The organism is Halobacteriovorax sp., assembly GCF_048381875.1.
In the GTDB taxonomy this organism is placed as follows: Bacteria; Bdellovibrionota; Bacteriovoracia; order Bacteriovoracales; family Bacteriovoracaceae; genus Halobacteriovorax_A; species Halobacteriovorax_A vibrionivorans.
Window position 1 is genome coordinate 506,017 of sequence record NZ_JBLXBP010000003.1, and the last position, 17,745, is coordinate 523,761.

17 protein-coding genes and 1 riboswitch are annotated in these 17,745 nt (G+C 36.0%); of the genes, 10 read left to right on the forward strand and 7 right to left on the reverse strand.

The window, feature by feature from the left end; all coding sequences use genetic code 11:
- The first annotated feature begins 113 nt into the window (after positions 1-113).
- The 5 genes from ACN5L8_RS10865 (at position 114) to ACN5L8_RS10885 (ending at position 4,674) form a co-directional block, all read left to right on the forward strand.
- Positions 114-1,079, forward strand: coding sequence for an LptA/OstA family protein (locus ACN5L8_RS10865; RefSeq protein ID WP_114705443.1), 966 nt, complete (start codon positions 114-116; stop codon positions 1,077-1,079).
- Between the two features lie 4 nt (positions 1,080-1,083).
- Positions 1,084-1,818 carry an LPS export ABC transporter ATP-binding protein gene (gene lptB / locus ACN5L8_RS10870; protein ID WP_114705442.1) on the forward strand — a complete coding sequence of 245 codons (735 nt, stop codon included), beginning with the start codon at positions 1,084-1,086 and terminating at the stop codon, positions 1,816-1,818.
- A 54-nt stretch (positions 1,819-1,872) separates the two neighbouring features.
- Positions 1,873-3,324 carry an RNA polymerase factor sigma-54 gene (gene rpoN, locus ACN5L8_RS10875; protein WP_114705441.1) on the forward strand — a complete coding sequence of 484 codons (1,452 nt, stop codon included), beginning with the start codon at positions 1,873-1,875 and terminating at the stop codon, positions 3,322-3,324.
- A 71-nt stretch (positions 3,325-3,395) separates the two neighbouring features.
- A complete protein-coding gene (gene hpf, locus ACN5L8_RS10880) occupies positions 3,396-3,773 on the forward strand; it encodes a ribosome hibernation-promoting factor, HPF/YfiA family (RefSeq protein WP_334678091.1) in 378 nt (125 codons plus the stop codon).
- A 112-nt stretch (positions 3,774-3,885) separates the two neighbouring features.
- Positions 3,886-4,674: a DUF2608 domain-containing protein gene (locus ACN5L8_RS10885; protein WP_419173030.1), complete on the forward strand. Its 789-nt coding sequence runs from the start codon at positions 3,886-3,888 to the stop codon at positions 4,672-4,674.
- A 27-nt stretch (positions 4,675-4,701) separates the two neighbouring features.
- Here ACN5L8_RS10885 and ACN5L8_RS10890 read toward each other — a convergent pair whose 3' ends face one another.
- Entirely contained in the window at positions 4,702-5,259 is a 558-nt protein-coding gene (locus tag ACN5L8_RS10890; protein WP_419173031.1) for a hypothetical protein, read from the reverse strand.
- Between the two features lie 79 nt (positions 5,260-5,338).
- Positions 5,339-6,166: a mechanosensitive ion channel family protein gene (locus tag ACN5L8_RS10895; RefSeq protein ID WP_114705437.1), complete on the reverse strand. Its 828-nt coding sequence runs from the start codon at positions 6,164-6,166 to the stop codon at positions 5,339-5,341.
- Positions 6,167-6,315: 149 nt separating this feature from the next.
- Here ACN5L8_RS10895 and ACN5L8_RS10900 point away from each other — a divergent pair, with 149 nt between their 5' ends.
- Positions 6,316-7,932: an ABC-F family ATP-binding cassette domain-containing protein gene (locus ACN5L8_RS10900; protein WP_412473712.1), complete on the forward strand. Its 1,617-nt coding sequence runs from the start codon at positions 6,316-6,318 to the stop codon at positions 7,930-7,932.
- Positions 7,933-7,934: 2 nt separating this feature from the next.
- The gene (locus tag ACN5L8_RS10905) at positions 7,935-9,077 is read left to right on the forward strand and encodes a cation:proton antiporter (protein WP_334678095.1); all 1,143 of its coding nucleotides are present in this window, start codon (positions 7,935-7,937) and stop codon (positions 9,075-9,077) included.
- Here ACN5L8_RS10905 and ACN5L8_RS10910 read toward each other — a convergent pair.
- Positions 9,074-10,156 (reverse strand): porin, encoded by a 1,083-nt coding sequence (locus ACN5L8_RS10910; RefSeq protein ID WP_419173032.1) that lies wholly within the window; start codon positions 10,154-10,156, stop codon positions 9,074-9,076. The two genes, ACN5L8_RS10905 and ACN5L8_RS10910, sit on opposite strands and share 4 nt — an antisense overlap.
- A 77-nt stretch (positions 10,157-10,233) precedes the next feature.
- Positions 10,234-10,704 (reverse strand): FKBP-type peptidyl-prolyl cis-trans isomerase, encoded by a 471-nt coding sequence (locus tag ACN5L8_RS10915; RefSeq protein ID WP_419173033.1) that lies wholly within the window; start codon positions 10,702-10,704, stop codon positions 10,234-10,236.
- 88 nt (positions 10,705-10,792) lie between these two features.
- On the opposite strand from ACN5L8_RS10915, the gene ACN5L8_RS10920 reads away from it, so the two are divergent.
- Both ACN5L8_RS10920 and ACN5L8_RS10925 read left to right on the forward strand, forming a co-directional pair.
- A complete protein-coding gene (locus ACN5L8_RS10920) occupies positions 10,793-12,952 on the forward strand; it encodes a UvrD-helicase domain-containing protein (protein ID WP_419173034.1) in 2,160 nt (719 codons plus the stop codon).
- Positions 12,953-12,976: 24 nt separating this feature from the next.
- Positions 12,977-14,131 (forward strand): MFS transporter, encoded by a 1,155-nt coding sequence (locus ACN5L8_RS10925; protein WP_419173035.1) that lies wholly within the window; start codon positions 12,977-12,979, stop codon positions 14,129-14,131.
- On the opposite strand, the gene ACN5L8_RS10930 is transcribed toward ACN5L8_RS10925, so the two are convergent.
- The 3 genes from ACN5L8_RS10930 to ACN5L8_RS10940 all read right to left on the reverse strand — a co-directional run bounded on the left by ACN5L8_RS10930 (position 14,113) and on the right by ACN5L8_RS10940 (position 17,264).
- Positions 14,113-15,885, reverse strand: a complete 1,773-nt coding sequence (locus ACN5L8_RS10930; protein ID WP_419173183.1) for a TonB-dependent receptor plug domain-containing protein — start codon at positions 15,883-15,885, stop codon at positions 14,113-14,115. The two genes, ACN5L8_RS10925 and ACN5L8_RS10930, sit on opposite strands and share 19 nt — an antisense overlap.
- Positions 15,855-15,983, reverse strand: a riboswitch (adenosylcobalamin-variant (AdoCbl-variant) riboswitch). Its footprint overlaps the gene before it by 31 nt.
- 71 nt (positions 15,984-16,054) lie before the next feature.
- The gene (locus tag ACN5L8_RS10935) at positions 16,055-16,570 is read right to left on the reverse strand and encodes a hypothetical protein (RefSeq protein WP_114705430.1); all 516 of its coding nucleotides are present in this window, start codon (positions 16,568-16,570) and stop codon (positions 16,055-16,057) included.
- 103 nt (positions 16,571-16,673) lie between these two features.
- Positions 16,674-17,264 carry a hypothetical protein gene (locus ACN5L8_RS10940; RefSeq protein ID WP_419173036.1) on the reverse strand — a complete coding sequence of 197 codons (591 nt, stop codon included), beginning with the start codon at positions 17,262-17,264 and terminating at the stop codon, positions 16,674-16,676.
- Positions 17,265-17,386: 122 nt separating this feature from the next.
- Between ACN5L8_RS10940 and ACN5L8_RS10945 the strand changes: the two genes are divergently transcribed.
- Positions 17,387-17,704 carry a winged helix-turn-helix domain-containing protein gene (locus ACN5L8_RS10945; protein ID WP_158536734.1) on the forward strand — a complete coding sequence of 106 codons (318 nt, stop codon included), beginning with the start codon at positions 17,387-17,389 and terminating at the stop codon, positions 17,702-17,704.
- The last annotated feature ends 41 nt before the right edge of the window (positions 17,705-17,745 follow it).

Genomic DNA, 17,745 nt, shown 5'->3' on the forward strand with positions numbered 1-17,745 from the left:
CCAATACTTACAATTGGCATGACGCGGATATTTGTCGTAAAATAGAAGGACGTAAATAGCTGATTATTTACTCAATTTTTAAGGAATTTATTTTGCTAAGCGTTGGACAGAGGTTGTCAATTTGGTTATTTCTCTTTGGCATCTTCGCTTCTACATATATGGGACTCTTTGTTACTTACAATACAACAGGTATTGATGAGAGTATGAATGAGCTTCTTGATCAAGACGTCTACTCATATTTTAAAAATGTGAAGTACTTTAAAATGTCTGATAAGCAAGGACGTTATCATTTAGATGCTGCTGAGGTTTCACAAAACTTAACAACCAATGTTTTGATTCTAACAGAGCCGAGTGGGGTTCTAATAAACGACTATCAGTCGCAGCCGATGTATTATGATGCCTACACAGGTGTAATCAATGTTAATAAGAAGTATCTTTCGTTAAGAGGAAATGTCATCTTAAGAGATCCAAATATTCGTATCGAGTCTGACTCAATGACATATTCTGATAATTCCCAAATGGTAAATTTTCAAGGAAATGCAAAATCATCATCTAAGAATTTCGATGCTGCTTATGAAATTGAAGTTGGCGCAGATAATCTTTCATACAATCTCTCAAATGAGTTAGTTAGATATGATGGAAATGTAAAAGGAAAGGTAAGTCGAACGAGGGCCTATGAAGATGATATCAAATTTGAGGCCAACTCGATTGTCGTCGATAAGAGCAAGCGCAATGCCAATTTGAGTGGAAATGTAAAATTTCTTAAATCTCAACTAGTTGCAAGTGCTCGAAATGGCGAAATCTACCTAGATAATTATAACAAAAAGCTCAAGTATTATGCACTTTATGACGATGTGGTTATTGAGGAAACTGTTTCTCCTAAAGGACAGCCACCTTTCAAAAGGAAGGCTTTCAGTGAGAGACTCGAGGGATTTATGGCAGAAGAAAAAATCGTTCTGCTAGGTCTTCCAAGGGTTTATCAAAAGAAAGACTTATTGAGAGGTAACACAATTGTTCTTAGGCGAGACATCGAAACCATTGAAGTTGATGATGCTAATACGAATTTTAAAATAAGGTAATAGCATGTCAGAAGAAATAGCACAGTTATCAGCTCATGGTTTAAAGAAAGTTTACGGCGGACGAGAAGTCGTTAAAGGCGTAAGCATCGATGTTAAGCAAGGAGAAGTTGTCGGTTTACTCGGCCCAAACGGTGCTGGAAAGACAACATCGTTTTACATGATGGTTGGGCTCGTTAAAGCAGATGAGGGTAGTATTGATCTCTCAGGTGAAGACTTAACGGAGCAGCCAATTCATATTAGGGCACTAAAAGGTGTTGGATATCTTCCTCAGGAAGCTAGCATCTTTAGAGATTTATCGGTTGAGGCCAATATTTACTCGGTACTTGAAAACCGAGACTTACCAAGGGCCAAGAAGAAGACACTTCTTGATAACTTGATAAGCGACTTTGGTCTTGGACATATCCGAAAGTCTCTCGGTTCAGCTCTTTCCGGTGGGGAAAGAAGAAGAGTTGAGATCGCACGAACACTGGCATTAGAGCCAAAGTTTGTCCTTCTCGATGAACCTTTCGCTGGAGTTGACCCGTTAGCCGTTAATGACATTCAAACTGTTATTAACAGCTTAAAAACGAGGAATATTGGAGTCCTCATTACCGACCACAACGTTAGAGAAACACTTGGAGTAGTTGATCGCGCGTTTATTATGAGTAGTGGAGAATTACTTGTAAGTGGGACACCGGAAGATATTGTAAACGATGAAAGAGCACGGAAGTTCTATCTTGGTGAAGAATTTAAAATGTAGCTAGACCAATAAACTAAAGTAGAGGTCTGGTTACGAAATGAATAAGGAACCACTATGGCCACTAAACTTTCACAAAGTCTAAATCAGTCTCAACAACTCGTGATGACGCCGCAACTTCAGCAGGCGATTAAACTACTCACATTAAGTCACTTAGAAATGACAGATGTTATTGCTAAGGAGATGGTTGAAAATCCGATGCTAGAAGAAGTTTCTCATGGTGAGGGAGATTACAAACTAGATAAGTTAGAGAATCAATCTAAAGAAGCAAAGGCCGACGATTTTAAAGAAGAGGCCATGATGAGTAGTGGTGACGATATCGACTGGCAAAAGTATGTCGATAGTTACAACTCAACTACATATGAACCAAATATGGCAACACCATCTCTTAGTCCAGATGATATGCCTAATTATGAAAATATGGTTTCCAAAGGTGCTTCACTAGCTGAGCACTTAGAGTGGCAGCTACGTATGGAAGACCTTAACGATGTGGAAATTGATTTTGCAATTGAGATCATCGGAAATATTAATGATGATGGTTATCTCTCATGTAAGTTTGATGAACTAATTGAGACTTCAAACCTTGAGCGTGAAGAGTGTTTGGGAATGCTGGAGCTTGTGCAAAGACTTGATCCTGTAGGATGTGGTGCTCAAGACCTTGTTGATTGTCTTCTTGCTCAGGCGCGTATCGCAGAAGAGCGTTCACCTTTACTAGAAAAACTTATTCGTTTTCATTTAACGAATCTTAAAAATAGAGATTATAAGAAAATTACAGCTGATACTGGTGTTGCTGAAGAGCAGATTATTGAAACAGCAAAACTACTTCATAATTTTCATCCAAAGCCAGGAAGACTTGTTGGTGGGGGTGAAACTCATTATGTCACACCTGATGTTTACGTAGTTGAAATCGGTGGAGAATTCGTTGTTCAGGTTAATGACGACGGTGTACCAAGATTAAGAATTTCTAAAATGTATCAGGATATGCTTAATCAAGCAGAATCCCTACAGAATAAAGAAGCTAAAGAATTTGTGGAAGAAAAACTTAAGTCGGCTTTATGGCTAATTAAGTCTATAAATAAGAGACAGAGAACAATTGACCAAGTGGCAAAATCAATTGTGAAAAAACAGCAGCAGTTCTTTAAAAAAGGACCTAAGCATTTAAAGCCAATGGTTCTAAAAGATGTTGCCAATGAATTAGGAGTTCATGAGTCGACAGTTTCACGTGCTACTTCAAATAAGTATATGCACACACCAATTGGAATGTTTGAATTAAAGTATTTTTTCAACGCTGGAATTGGTGGAGATAAAGGTGGAGTGGATGCCGTAGGTGAAGTTGTTAAGCTTAAAATTAAAGAGCTTGTAGACAATGAGAATCCAAAGAAGCCTCTATCAGATCAGAAGATTGCCGACCTTTTGAGTCAAGAGGAGATGAAAGTAGCAAGACGTACAGTCGCTAAGTACCGAGAAAGTCTTGGCATTTTGTCGTCGTCAAAAAGAAAAGTAAAATAGCTCGATATTTTGGAAAAACAGCCGATAGGTCAGTTCCAAGATACTTTATATCATAGAGGAGAATGTATTTTATGAAAGTTACAGTAAGTTTTAGACACCTTGAGCATACGCCAGCACTTGATGAGAGAATCCACGAAAAGTCAGAGAAGATTGCAAAATATCTGGATGGTAATCTCCATTTGAAGTGGAGCTGTGAAGTAAGAGATGGTCGCGAGCACTATGCTGAAATTGAGGTTCTAGGGCCAGGGTTTGACTTCCATGCTGAAGCTCATTCGGAAAACCTCTACAAAACAATTGACCTAGCAGTTGCTAAAATTGAAAAGCAAGTGCAAAAGAAAAAAGAGAAAATGCGTAATCGCAAAAAGATGCCTCATAAAGATATCGAGATCCTTGATCCAGAAAGTGCTTGGCTTGAGCACGAGTCTGATATTGATGATATGGCATCTTAAACTTATTTCTTAAGTAAAATTAATATCTAAAATAAGGCCTTCTAATAAAAAAGAAGGCCTTTGTCTTTTGTTGCTCTTCTTGCTAAGATTCTCGCCTTAGAAAGGAGACCTTATGAAATTCTTAATTTCATTTTTATTAATTTTTAATACTTTTGCTTATGAAGAAATCTCTTCACACACTAACTTTTATAAGAAAGTAACTCACTATGCTTTAAAGAATAAAGTCGCTCCAAGTGACATTCTTGTCATCTACGATATCGATAATACTTTACTGCGTTTTAAAACGAGTTTTGCTAGTGATCAGTGGTTTAACTGGCAAAAAGATCAGATAAAAAAAGGATGCCCAAAACACTGTATCGCAAAATCTGTTGGGGGAGTGCTTCAGTACTCGTATAATGCGACTTTCTTGTCACGTATGTTACTTGTCGAAAAAGAAATCCCATCGCTTATAAGAAGCCTTCAGGAAGCTAATTATGGGGTTGTTGCTCTAACATCACGCGGACCTGTTAATCATCCAGCAACAATTCGTGAACTGAATCGAAATGGCGTTGATTTTGATAAGAGAAATGCACCGAAATTGCCATTTTCTACTAAGCTGAATGGGCGAAAGGTTCGTTATGCAGATGGTGTCTTCTTAACGTCAGGGTTAAACAAAGGTGAGATGCTTACTTACCTTATTAATCGACCTAATTTAAAAAAGAAGTATAAAGCGATTTTCTTCTTAGATGATCGATTAAAGCATGTGAAACATATGGATAAGTGGTTTAAAGGAAAGCTTGATGTTAATTCATATCGATTAACAACGACAGATAAAATCGTTAAGGCTTTCGAAGAGTCTGATAAGAAAGAAGTAATAAGAGTTGGTGAAGAATTTAAAGCATTGATGAAAGACTTAAATTAAAAAAAAAGCCTTCTTAGAAGGCTTTTTTTAATATGATCTTGTCGTACAAAAAGTATTCATTCCAATTGTTGTACATTCAGTTTTTCCTGAACTTCTGCTTGTGCGAAAACTACCATCCCATTTGTCTTGATCATGTTGTCTCATTGTAAGATAAGCAGATAGTGATGTTCTTTCTTGTTCAGAGAGATAAATGCTTTCTCCATTTTCAACTGCTCTTGATAACTCTTTGAAGTCGACATCGGCATCTTCTCTAATTGTGAGCATTCGCATACTTAATTTAACGGGATATCTTCTCTCATCCCAATTCTCTTTTATATGTCTTTTATTTGCTTTCTTATATCGCTTTCCATCTGATGACTTGATTGCGAATAGTCCAAACTTAAAGATTACACCTTTTTCATTTCGCATTTCATAGTTATCCACATGCCAATACTTTAATCCATCGCTTCCAATAATAAGACCTTGGTCTTCATCAAAGTAAGACCCAGCTTGGTCAAAAGGAGCAAGTTTTGTTGGAAAGATACCTGCCTGTGCGCTTGAAATAGAAATTAGCATGATAAGAAATATTCCAAAGATTGATTTCATTTATTTCCCCCTATCGAAATATGAACAATCTATATCGTCGGGGGAGTGATGCTGTCTAGAGACAAAATGACACTGCTAGTTAATTGTAGAACTCGCGCATGAAGTCTTTAATAATCTTTTGTTCAACTGTTCCTTTTGTGCGAAAAGGGGCCGTGATTCTTACATTTAATTCAATTTCTTCCTTTGAATTAAAAGTAATTTGAACTCTTGGCTTTAAAAGAGGGGTTTCAAGATGAGACTTTGTAAATAGCTTATTAAGAGCTCTTTGGGCCACTTCAAAATACTCTGAACAATAGAAGTCAGCTCTTTCAAGAAGTATTTGCTCTGCTTTTTCCCAATCATCATGAGGGTCTAATATTATATTAAAGCTATGGAGAACATAGCTTTTTAAGAATGTTTCATTTGTTACCTTACAGCTTAGAAATACTGAATTTGGGATAATGATGGAGCGTCCCGTAAAGTTATGAGAGTTCTTATTTGGCCCAAATTCTAAGAGAGTCGTTGTAAAAAGATCGCGATCGATAACGCTTCCTCTTCTTCCATCGACTTCGATAGCATCACCAATTATGAAGCCACCAGAGAAAGTTTTATAGATTCCACCAATTAAATTAAGGGAGAATTCCTTTGTAATAAGGACGATTGCAACAAGAACAGCAGCGAGTGAAAAGGCCAAGTTTTTAATCTCTGCCGAATATATATACAGTGCAATAAAAGCAAATAAAATAGTAAGAGAGATATTTGTATTAACAACATAACGTCTTTTCTGCTCTGTAGAAACGGACTTTGTCTTCTTTAGTACAAAAGAGACAAAGTGATTAATAAAATAGAAAAGAATAATCAGTAATACTAAATATACTGACTTTTTAATTTCACCATTTGCATTAATAAAAATATTCTCTAATTTCATAAGCTTAATTATAGTCTCAAATCCATAAATCCAGAATAACTATTTGCACAAAATTGCAAATGTTAAAGACATAGTTAATAACATAGTGATAAAATTAATCAACCTGAAAATCATTTATAAGTAATCAAAAATAAAGGACTTTTGTTCATATGCTTAACGTTTCCAATATTTCAAAAATTCAAAGTAGTGAAACTCTCTATTCAGGAGGAAGTTTTCAAATAAATCCAGGTGAAAAAGTTGGTCTCGTCGGTCCAAATGGAGCTGGTAAAACAACACTATTTCGAATGATTATTGGAGAAGAAAAGCCAGATGAAGGACAAGTATCATTTCCCGATAAATTACGTTGGGCCTATTTTTCACAAAAAGTAGGTGAGCTTGCGGGCCAAACAGCTCTTGAAGTTGTTATGTCTGGAGATGATAAAATTTCAAAATTAGGTGAAAAACTTAAGGTTTTTGAAGAAAAGCTGGCCGATTGCGCCAATATGAGTGATGACGAAATGAATGATGTCCTCATGAAAATGGGTGATGTTCAATCAGAGTTTGAAAAAAGAGGTGGCTATGACCTCGAAACTCGCGCTGAAGAAGTTCTGACTGGACTGGGGATTATGCCAGAAGATCACGGGAAGATGATTGAAGACTTCTCTGGTGGTTGGAAAATGAGAATCGCCCTTGCGCGAGTTCTTGTGATAAGTCCTGATCTTATTATCATGGATGAGCCGACAAACTATCTTGATATGGAGTCGATTCTATGGCTTGAAGATTGGCTTAAGACTTTTGAAGGGGGGATCTTTATGACGACCCACGATCGCGACTTCATGAATAATGTTTGTAATAAGATTATTGAGATCGCTCATAAGAGAATTACCACATACTCGGGAAATTATGATTTCTACGAAAAAGAAAGAGATATTAGAAGAGAGCAATTAATCGCTCAAGCTTCAAGGCAAGCTGATATGTTGGCCAAAGAAGAAGAATTTATTGCAAAGTTTAAGGCCCGCGCTTCTCATGCGGCACAAGTACAATCTCGTGTGAAAAAATTAGATAAAATTGATCGCATTGAAGTTCCTGCTGAAGAAGAAAGCATAAGTTTTCAATTTCCAACACCTCCGCGAGGTGGAGATGATGTTGTTATTATTAAGGACCTTGCAAAGTCTTGGCCTTTAAGTGAAGGAGCGCAACACGATGTCTTTGATGGCCTTTCAGTAACTGTTAAAAGAACAAATAAAATTGCAGTTGTGGGTGTTAATGGTGCAGGTAAGTCAACGTTATTAAAATGTATCACTGGCCATACAGACGCAACAAAAGGAAGTGTTAGTATTGGCCCAAGTATTAAACTTGGCTACTTTTCACAATATTCACTAGAGGTATTAAATCCTGAATCATCAGTTTTTGATGAAGTAAGAAAGGATCTACCAACAGCTAGTGATGGATATATTAGAAACCTTCTTGCGGCATTCTTATTTCGCGGGCAAGACGTTGATAAGAAAGTTAAGTATCTCTCTGGAGGAGAGAAGTCGCGACTTGTTCTTGCAACTCTTCTTTCACAAAATAATAATTTTCTGGTTCTCGATGAGCCAACAAACCATTTAGATATTAAATCGAGAGAAGTCCTCTTAGATGCTCTTAAGAGATATGAAGGGACGATAATGTTTGTCTCCCATGATAGACACTTTTTGAGTGAGTTGGCCGAGCAGGTTTACGAAGTCGATAAAGGTGAAGTAAGAATTTTTCCTGGGAACTATAAAGAATATTTGGAAAGGATTTAAATATGATTCACTTAGTTAATTCTGAAGCACAGTATTTAATACTATTTACAGTGCTCTTAATATTGCCAAAGCTTTTACTGAGGTTTCAGATCCCAATAGGGATTTCTTCGATTGCTTTGGGTGTCGGAGCTGGATTAGGACTGGGGTGGTTTAGAGGAGATGAGCTTCTTCTTATGCTTTCTCGTCTTGGTATTACTTCTTTGTTTCTCTTTGCTGGTTTTGAAGTTGAAATAGAAGAGCTAAAGCAAAATTGGAAGGAGTTATTTTTAGGAGTAACTCAAATGTTAGCAATTACGCTTTTAGTTGCTTTTGGAATTTCTCTTTACTTTGAAATTGCCTTTAGGCCTGCGACTTTAATTGCTCTTGGTATTATGACGCCATCGACAGGTTTTATTTTAAACTCTCTAAAAAATTATGGATTCTCAGAAGGTCAAGAGTATTGGATTCGTTCAAAGGCCATCTCTAAAGAAATTGCAGCGATCTTATTACTCTTTGTTACGTTGCAGTCTGAAAGCCTTGTGAACCTTGGAAGTTCAACAATGGTTCTTATTGCACTAAGTGTTTTCTTACCATTAGCATATAAATTATTCTTCAAGTATATAGCGCCTTATGCAAAAGACTCAGAAGTTGGTTTTCTTATTCTTACAGCTCTTATCTGTGGTGTAATTACAAAGAAAATTGGAACTTATTATCTTGTTGGTGCATTTATCGTTGGATTTATTGCTTCAGAGTTTAAGCACTTTGGAAAATCGGATAAGTCAGAAGAAATTATTAAGAACTTACAAATGTTCTTCTCATTCTTTATCCCATTCTACTTCTTCAAAGCAGGGGTTAGTTTTACAAAAGACCTATTTAGTACTGAAGGATTAATCATTGGTTTAGTTTTCTTAGGAGTCTTTATTCCATTGAGAATTATCAATACATATTCAAATATGAATTTCTTTATGAAGGACTTTTGGCCTGATCGTAAGGAAATTACTATGTCACTTCTTCCAACTCTTATCTTTGGTCTTGTTATGGCCCAAATTTCAAGAGAAAGATTTGATATACCACTAGAGATCGTTTCGGGGCTTGTTATTTATACACTAGTTGCAAGTGTAATCCCTGCGTTTATGTTTAAGAAAGTTCCACCTGAGAACTTCTAAAAATACAATGTTGCGCCTAGGATAACTTGATGGTTTTCCGGGCGCTCACCACTTGGCTCAGTGCTATCATCAAAGACAAGCTCAAGACCTAGTTCAACTTGATCATATCGGTAAATATAAGAGGCAAGATAATAGGACATTTCGTAGTCTTCATAATTAACTTCATCAGAGTTTTGCCAATTATAGCCGATCATTAATTGATGTCTCTTTGTGATATTCCAACCAATTAATCCCTCAAAGTCATCAGTTCTAATAAAGTTTCCATCCACTAGCTCAAGATCCTTTGCATCAGCATAATTAAATGCCGTAAAAAATTCTTTATAGATGTATCTTGCTCCAACTGAAACCGATGTCTCGCTAATATCTTTTCCTGTGCTATCTGTAATGAGATTAATTGCAGCTGCACCAAGAATGATATTCTTTGTGATATAGCGAATAGAAGCTGCAATACTATGTTCTAAGACGAGCTGGCCAATAACATTGCCAGCAGAGTCGGTTATATCTGTTGACTCATCTCCTGTTAGTTTTGCTTGGGCCCCTAAGTGAATATTTCCTAGCTTATAACGTAGTTGGACTAGATCGACTCCACGAGACGTTCCAATAACTTCACCATTTGAAGTATAAGTTGAAGAGGCAAATGCACCTGTCACCATAAAGATATCTGTTAGGCCAGATATGTCGTACCAGACAGACCAGTTCTTTCCAATCGTTGCCTCAAAGTCTCCCTTGGATAGGGAGAGGTAAGTTAGTCTTGTTGAAAATGGCCGGTCGCTAGTATTATCTACTTGAAAACGACCGGTCGTATTAGGAATTTCCTGAACGCTTTGGCTCGTATTGCTGGTATTGATTCCAAACTCAGCACGAAGACCAGTGGTGAACCCCTCGAGTAGGTCATCTCTCTCATATTTGAACCCAAAACGAGAGGAGTTATTATTTAGCGACTGAACTCCCGCTTGGCCAATAGCGGCCATTGAAAGCTTTCCGTATAGACTAAAATTTTCACCAAGGTCTTTGGCCTGAATTATTTTAGGAGTAAATAGAATGGATATTATAGAAAGATATTTTTGAATATACCCCACAAAACCCTCACTAAAATTAGTCTAATTTAATAGTAAAAGGGTTTTGTGTGGTTTTTTAACTTAAGAAAAGTAAATTCTTAGTGCTGTACGCCACCTACACCGTGAGCGTGACCGTGAGCAACTTCTTCATCAGTTGCCTCTCTAACTTCAGTGATTTCAATATCAAAAGTTAGATCTTGTCCTGCAAGAGGGTGATTACCGTCAAGAGTAACCTCTTCACCTTGTAGTTCGACGATTGTAAATGGAGGTAGACCTTGATCTTGGTTTACTTGGAATACGTCTCCAATATTTAATTGAGCGTCAGCTGGAAATTGTGACTTTTGAACTTTAATAACTAGTTCGTCATTCTTATTTCCGTAAGCATCTGCTGCAGCTACGTCAATTTTTGCTTTTTCTCCAACTGCCATTCCAATAACCTTTTCTTCTAGTCCTGGAATAATTTGTCCAACACCTTCAAGAAAAAGAAGTGGACCATGTTCAGAAGAAGTATCTAAAACTTCATTGTTTGAGTTCGTTAATGTGTAGTTAAATCCGATAACTTTTGGCATAATAAGCCCTCATGTTGTTAGTGTTTATTAATAAAAAAGAGTATAAAGTCTCAGCCTAACAATGTATTTGATAGAAGGCAAATAAAGAATGAGTGAATTAGATAATGTAAAATACATCGAAAAAATCAATGGATTCCTTGAGGAAACAATCCAATTGGTAAAACGTTTACCTGATTTGAACGCCGCAGCACTGGCCGATATTGCAGATAATATCAAGGCTTTGCGCGACGAGTCGCTAAATTGTAAGGAAGATGATTTACCTGGAATTATCCAGCAGATGAATTTATTGAATCAATTGGCCGAGCGTTACGAACAGCACCAAAGTATGCCAAGCCTGGAATCTCCATTCTTTGGTCACTTTAAAATTGAGCAAAATGGAAAGTTAAAAGACTTCCTTATTGGACACGTACCATTTTCACATAAAGAGCTAAAGTTTAAGATTATTGACTGGAAGAAATCACCAATGGCGAGAATCTTCTATCAATATGGACAAGGTGATGACTTTGACTTTGATCTCGATGATCGAGTTATCGAAGGACGTATTTTAGAGAAGGCCATCTTAACTGTTAGAGATGGACAACTGGTACGAGTTGACCGAGAAGGGGACTCATTTGTTTATCGTGATAATAAATGGATGTCCCTAAATGAAACAGTTAAAAAACTTGCTGGAGGAGAAGGGAGTGCAAATCAGTCCCTTGGTAGTGGGCGTACTGGATTTGATGGGCCAGAAGTAATCTCACTCCTAGATAAAACTCAATACGACCTTGTTAATCAAAGTGTGAATAAGCCACTTCTAATTACGGGGGGAGCAGGTAGTGGTAAGACTACAGTTGCTCTTTATAGGATTGCAAAACTTTGTCGTGAAGATGGAATTCGCCAACAAGATGTAATGGTTATTGTTCCAAACCAAGGACTTGTTAAGCTTTCAAAGAAGCTTCTAATTGAGTCTAATCTTGAAAATGTAAGAGTCTCTACTCTTGATGATCTTATTAAAAAGATTATTTTTCAAAATATAAGAAATATACCAAAGAAGATTGAATATAATCCGATGGATTCAATTGCCACTGTTAAAAGAAATCCAAAGCTTCTTAGTTTAATTGATGAATATCTTGAAAAGAAAGAAGAAGGAATTCGAGCAAAACTTAAAGGTCATGACCTTGAATTCTTCGATAATCAAGATGGCCCTCTTTATTTAAAACTTAAGAGAGTTAGTGAGAAGACTCATGATTCGATCTTAAAAGTAGAATTAAGAAAGTTATTAAAGAGCTTTAAAAATGTACGAGAAGAGTTATTAAATATCTTTTCAGACTATAGTCTAATGGAAAAACTTCCTGAGATGACTAATCGTCAAGTAACGTCACATATGCTTAAGGACTTAAAATTCTATACTGCAAAACAAATTCAGTTAATGGACTCTGATAGTGATTACGTTAGTAAAGAGTCTCGAGATAGTGAAGTTACCGGATTTGTGGATAAGTACGATCTATCACTTTATAATTATTTAATTGTAAAACAATTTGGACATTTAAAGTATTTTGGCCGTGAATTTAAATTCTATAAGCATATCTTTTTAGATGAAGCACAAGAACTTTCACAAAGTGAACTTAAGCTACTTGGTCAAATTAAACATCGTGATGGAAATTTCACAATCGCTGGAGATAGTGTTCAGCAGATTGATCGCACTTTTGAATTCACTTCATGGCACGATGTATGTCATAACCTTGAATTAGATGTCGATGATATTCAAGTTGAAGAGCTCAATGTTTCTTATCGTTCACCAAAAGAGATCGTCTCTTTCGCTCATCATGTATTAGGTCCACTTGCCCCTAAGCAATTACCTGATTCAAAGCGAGATGGTGGACCAATTGTTGAAACATCCGTTCAACATTTGGAACATGCGGCGATGCTAGTGAGTAGTGCTCTTATTGAACTAATGAATCGCGAACCGAAAGCCTCTGTTGCCATTATTTGTGCTAAGGAGAGTGTGGCGCGAGAACTGTATCGAGAAATTGAAGAGGTCGGAAGTGTTCGACTTGTTTTAGATGAGAACTTCTCACTGAAGCCTGGGATTGAAGTCACAACAGTAGAACAAATCCGAGGATTAGAATTTGATTATGTCATCATTCCAGATTGCGATAAGGAAAATTATCCAATTGATAACACTGCTCGTAAACGTCTACATTTAGCAGCGACACGTGCAATCCACCAATTATGGTTACTATATAAAGATAAGTCTCTTATTGCTTAAGTAAGAGACTATAGAGGAAGAAGTTTGAAAAATTTTGGATACGTAATTCTAGGCTATATGTCCTTAGTCGCTCTAAGCTTTATCGATAATGGACGTGGGGCCGTTTATCCAGAACTACTTCGCTTCTTTTCAATTGGGCCTGATAAGGGCTCATTAATCTTTTCTCTAATGTCTATTACCTCTGTTCTAGCATACCTTTCAACTTCTCTTTGGCTACCTAGGCTAGGGCCTGTTGTCTCAACTCGAGTTGCTATGATCATGATGGCAATAGGAACATATGGTATTGGTGCAGGAGGAGACTTTCAAAACTTCGACTTAAGTTTAGTCTTTGGTGCCTTAGCTGGTTTTGGATTTGGAATTACTGGTATCACGATGAATTTTATGGTTGATTCTGGAGCACCACCTTTTCAAAAAAGGCGATTCTTATCGGGGCTACATGGAGCTTATGGGCTTTCTTCACTCCTTGCCCCTCAATTATTATCACTATTTCTTTATGTTAATCTTAGTTGGATTCACTACTTTAAATTTTTAGCAATTCCTTGTGCTATTGTTTTGATTTATTCATTTTTTACTCATGATAGTCATCATCAAGATATAAAAGAAAACCACGGTACAATGAAGGATGCATTTTTCATGAATCTCTTAATTGGCCTTTTTGCCGGTTGTTACGTAGCCTCGGAGATTATGGTTTCTTCTAGAATAAAGTATTATCTTGTTGAGGCCCATGGATTTAGTGAATACGTAGCAAATAATTATCTTTCTTATTTCTTTCTCTTCCTTATGATTGGGCGATTAGGATTCGCATTTTTTAGGATTGAATTAGAATCGAAAAAGTTAATTATTATCTCTTTAGTTTCGACATTAATTTGTTTTAGCTTAGGTGAGATACATCAAATATTTTATGCAATGACAGGGCTGTTTATGTCGTTTTGTTTCCCTGTCATTGTCGATTGGATTTCCAATTCATTTCCAAAAAAGAATCATGTCGTTCTTGGTAGTACCATGAGTTATATTGGAGTAGGTATTGCAATTATGCACTTTATCTTTGGTGCAATCGCCGATCGCTTTGGTGCTGGCAACGCTTTCTACCTCTTTTATCTCTTAAATATTGGCTCTATGGTTTCATTTTTCATCGCGATGAGTCTTGTTAAAAGATATCATCAAAATGAGAGTTTATAAGAGAGATAATAGCTTCTAGGCATCGTTCCGTAGTACTCGACGTTTTCGTAATCCTTATCAAGAATATTTAAAACTTTAAAAGAAAAGTTTTTATAATGATAAGTGAAATTACCTACAACATAGGACGGTAGCTCTCCACCAACATCTTTTCTCTTTCCAACGTATTGCCAATTATTAATCAGTCTTTGATTTTTACTTATTTGATAACCAAAAACTAAACTTCCTAATTGTTTTGGTGTTCTTAATAAATCAGAATCATCTGTTTCATTCTTTGCACGTTGAAAAGTTAGAGATGTCTTTATATTAAAACTATTTTTAAATTCTATTGAATGATTTAATTCAATCCCTTGAATTTGAGATTTTGCTATATTGTCATAACCAAAAGTAGTAGTATCGTAATCAATTTGATTTTTAAGATCATAGTTAAATATAGCGGCCTCAAGTTGAGACATTATCGTATTGTAGCTAAAGATAAACTCTGTATTTATACTATCTGTTGGTTTTAAATCATCAACTTGGTTGGCCAGTTGATAAAGTGTAGGAAGTTTAAATCCTTGTGAAATATGTGCCTTTAAAGAGATCTCATTATTAATTCGATAACCTGCACCTGCGCTACCTATTACGTTTGAGTTGTTAGACTGTATTGATGAGAAGTCATCAAATCGCAGTCCAAGATCGTAAAACCATTTCTCAAGACTTAAGTTTGCTGCAGTGTAAACTGAGTATAATTCACTTTGAGAATTCTCAACTTCGTCTTCTTGCTTTGTGTACTCAACTCCAGAAAGTAGGCTTAGGTTTAGAGTGTGCTTATACTTAATATCAAGTTTAGCCTGAGTCTCATTACCTTTATATATTGGCGTAAAGCTATTCGTAGGGTCTTCTCTCTTAATATGAGAATAACGAATACTTGGAGTTATCGTTATTTTTTCATCTTCAGAAAAATAATTAAACCCTAGGTAATGATTTGATTGAAGGTATTCATTAAGATCGTTTTCAACGACATCGATTGGACCATACGGTGGAGAGGATTCAAAACCATCAATTTCTACTTCTGAGTCAAGAAGTTGACCTTGATAATTAAACTCTAATTGCTCGTTTAAAAGATAGCTTAAATTAAGATTGAGGTTTAAGTTTTTAAAAGAATCATCTTCTGCATTTTCGATTCTATCTTCATTGACAGCAGAGTAGCCATCACTTGAGAGGTAACTCGCACTTAATCCATAATTGAGCTTATCAGAGTTGCCGCTGCTCTGAAGGCCAGCTTTAACTGTATTTAAACTTCCGTATTCAAGATTTAATGAATTGTTCTTATGTCCTTTCTTTGTATTAATCTTTAGAACACCACCAACAGCGTTTGATCCATAGAGTATCGACTGACTTCCTTTTAAGATCTCAATGCTTTCGATATTTTCGAGTAAAAGATTATTCACTTGAAAAGAGTTATTTATATCAGTTGGATCAACAAGCTCGATATTATCGATAATAACTTTAGAAAAACCTGTTGGTAGTCCTCTTAAGTTAAAACTTGCGATTGATCCAAGTCCTCCTGTTTGGGGTATGAATACCGATGACCTACCTTGTAAAAGCTCTTGCAAGGTCGTTGCTCCAGAGTCTTCAATTTCTTGGGCGGTAATGACAGTCACATCGCTAGTTATTTTTTCTTTTAATGTTTCAAGCTTTGAGGCCTTGATAAAAATGTCAGCATGAATTGGTAATGAAACTATAGATAATAGAATAAGTGGCGTTTTTATGATCTTCCTCCGAGATATAAAGTTAAAAAACAGGGATCGGACTTTAACCGTTGCGGGACAGTCTCTGAATTTCACAGAGTTCACCTTGTTGAATTTTTCAATTCATGAATTTTCACAGGAGGCTCATTGTCTGTCAAGAAGAGCTTGAAGACAATGGGCCGTAAGATAGAAATTATATATTGTGATAGTACTGAGAATTGACGACATTTTTATAAGTTTTAGGATCTTTCTCTTTTAAGTCTGAGAGAATAATCATATCTGGTGCATCTAAATCATTTGTATGTGTATGAACTTGATACTTAAATAACCAATTAAATAATTTACGATGCTCTAGATACACGATTGTCTCACAGGCAATTAGTAATATCGGCGCTATTAAAAATGAGTTACATAAGAATAACTCAAAAAATAAGATATTAATTACAAGTGGTGCTGCAATTACGGCCGATAATGGAATGAACAAATTTAATAGGAACATTGTCCCAAGTACAATTTCGAGTGATTTAATCATGTAGTAAAGATAACCAGTTTCTTGCAGAGAATTAATAAAGGAAAGGGCCTCAGGTGTAAATTGTGACTCTGTTAATAGTCCTAGACCTGGAGTAACTCCTCCTAGAAGTAGAACCGTTCCCATAACAATTCGAGCACCAACAAAGAGAAACTTCCTTCTTTTACTTTCTGACTTCATAAAACCTCCAAAAGTGATCACCATTGATTATATGACCCAAGAGGCAAGCAAGTATGGAGGTAATGTTAAAATAAATTCAAGTTAAGAGAAAACTTCTTGAATACTAAACGCTTCTTATCTTACAGATAAAATAACCATCTTTTTCAACAACAATATTTTTTGAAAATGGAATGCGGATTCGAAAGAGTGGATCGTAAATCACAAAAGTATCTAGTTGCTGATTACTCTGTTGTAGATATTGTGAAATATCACTTATTTCTTTACCTAGTAATCTTTGATCTTCTTCGTTTTGTACTGAAGTTAGAATTGTTCTCGACTGGTCTTGTTCCATTAACTCAGTATATGCAATACCTTTAAGAGGAGTTTCAATTTTTAGGGAATTCAGTAGAGGGGTTGTTTCAATGAAGTGGCCATCTCGAGACCCACAATAGAATTCAAATCCCTGTTGGACAAATTTCTCTAAGACCTTTTTACTTAACTCATCTTGATAGAGTCGTACTAATTTTAAACCTAAGTATCGAGCTTGTAGCTGGAGTACTTCTTCGGGGATTCCTGTATGACCTAATTCATTACCTTCTTTATTAAGAAGACAAAGAAGAATAATTTCATCCTTTTTATGTGATTCTAATAGTTTCTTTAATGTTGCAAGAGAGGTTAAACCACCGCTCCAAAATAGTACTTTCTTATTTTTCATCAATTACTCTTAAGTCCAATTAATATGTGAATAATCCCTATAGGTTTATTTTTACCTCACAAACATGGACATGTTCAATGGAATAAAATTTTCTCAATGATTGTTCTGGAGGAGAAATGAATATGGAACCACTTAATAATTCAAATAATCAGACCCTATCTTTTCGAAATCTGTCCTTGGACCCAAAAAATCGAGTGGCCTATGTTGATGAAAGAAAGGTAGAGCTGACAAAAACCGAGTGTAAGATCCTATTTTTTCTTCTCGATGGTGGCAAAAGAGTCTATCCGAGGGAGCAACTAGTTAAATTTATATGGGGAGATGTAGATGTGGCAAATAAAACTGTCAATACCCACCTCACGCACCTAAGACATAAAACAAAAGGTGTTGATTTCAGGATTCGTATAAATCGCAACAACCAAATTTGCTTACACGATCTGTAATGTATTGAATTTATAGCCATTTTTCATATCTGTAGGAAATA

What these genes read in the sequence shown, in the direction of transcription:
- ACN5L8_RS10935 (WP_114705430.1), bottom strand. Translation starts at nt 16,570, where the DNA reads ATGAAGTCAGAAAGTAAAAGAAGGAAGTTTCTCTTTGTTGGTGCTCGA.
- ACN5L8_RS10900 (WP_412473712.1), top strand. Translation starts at nt 6,316, where the DNA reads ATGCTTAACGTTTCCAATATTTCAAAAATTCAAAGTAGTGAAACTCTC.
- ACN5L8_RS10905 (WP_334678095.1), top strand. Translation starts at nt 7,935, where the DNA reads ATGATTCACTTAGTTAATTCTGAAGCACAGTATTTAATACTATTTACA.
- hpf (WP_334678091.1), top strand. Translation starts at nt 3,396, where the DNA reads ATGAAAGTTACAGTAAGTTTTAGACACCTTGAGCATACGCCAGCACTT.
- ACN5L8_RS10915 (WP_419173033.1), bottom strand. Translation starts at nt 10,704, where the DNA reads ATGCCAAAAGTTATCGGATTTAACTACACATTAACGAACTCAAACAAT.
- ACN5L8_RS10940 (WP_419173036.1), bottom strand. Translation starts at nt 17,264, where the DNA reads ATGAAAAATAAGAAAGTACTATTTTGGAGCGGTGGTTTAACCTCTCTT.
- lptB (WP_114705442.1), top strand. Translation starts at nt 1,084, where the DNA reads ATGTCAGAAGAAATAGCACAGTTATCAGCTCATGGTTTAAAGAAAGTT.
- ACN5L8_RS10920 (WP_419173034.1), top strand. Translation starts at nt 10,793, where the DNA reads ATGAGTGAATTAGATAATGTAAAATACATCGAAAAAATCAATGGATTC.
- ACN5L8_RS10885 (WP_419173030.1), top strand. Translation starts at nt 3,886, where the DNA reads ATGAAATTCTTAATTTCATTTTTATTAATTTTTAATACTTTTGCTTAT.
- ACN5L8_RS10895 (WP_114705437.1), bottom strand. Translation starts at nt 6,166, where the DNA reads ATGAAATTAGAGAATATTTTTATTAATGCAAATGGTGAAATTAAAAAG.
- rpoN (WP_114705441.1), top strand. Translation starts at nt 1,873, where the DNA reads ATGGCCACTAAACTTTCACAAAGTCTAAATCAGTCTCAACAACTCGTG.
- ACN5L8_RS10945 (WP_158536734.1), top strand. Translation starts at nt 17,387, where the DNA reads ATGGAACCACTTAATAATTCAAATAATCAGACCCTATCTTTTCGAAAT.
- ACN5L8_RS10890 (WP_419173031.1), bottom strand. Translation starts at nt 5,259, where the DNA reads ATGAAATCAATCTTTGGAATATTTCTTATCATGCTAATTTCTATTTCA.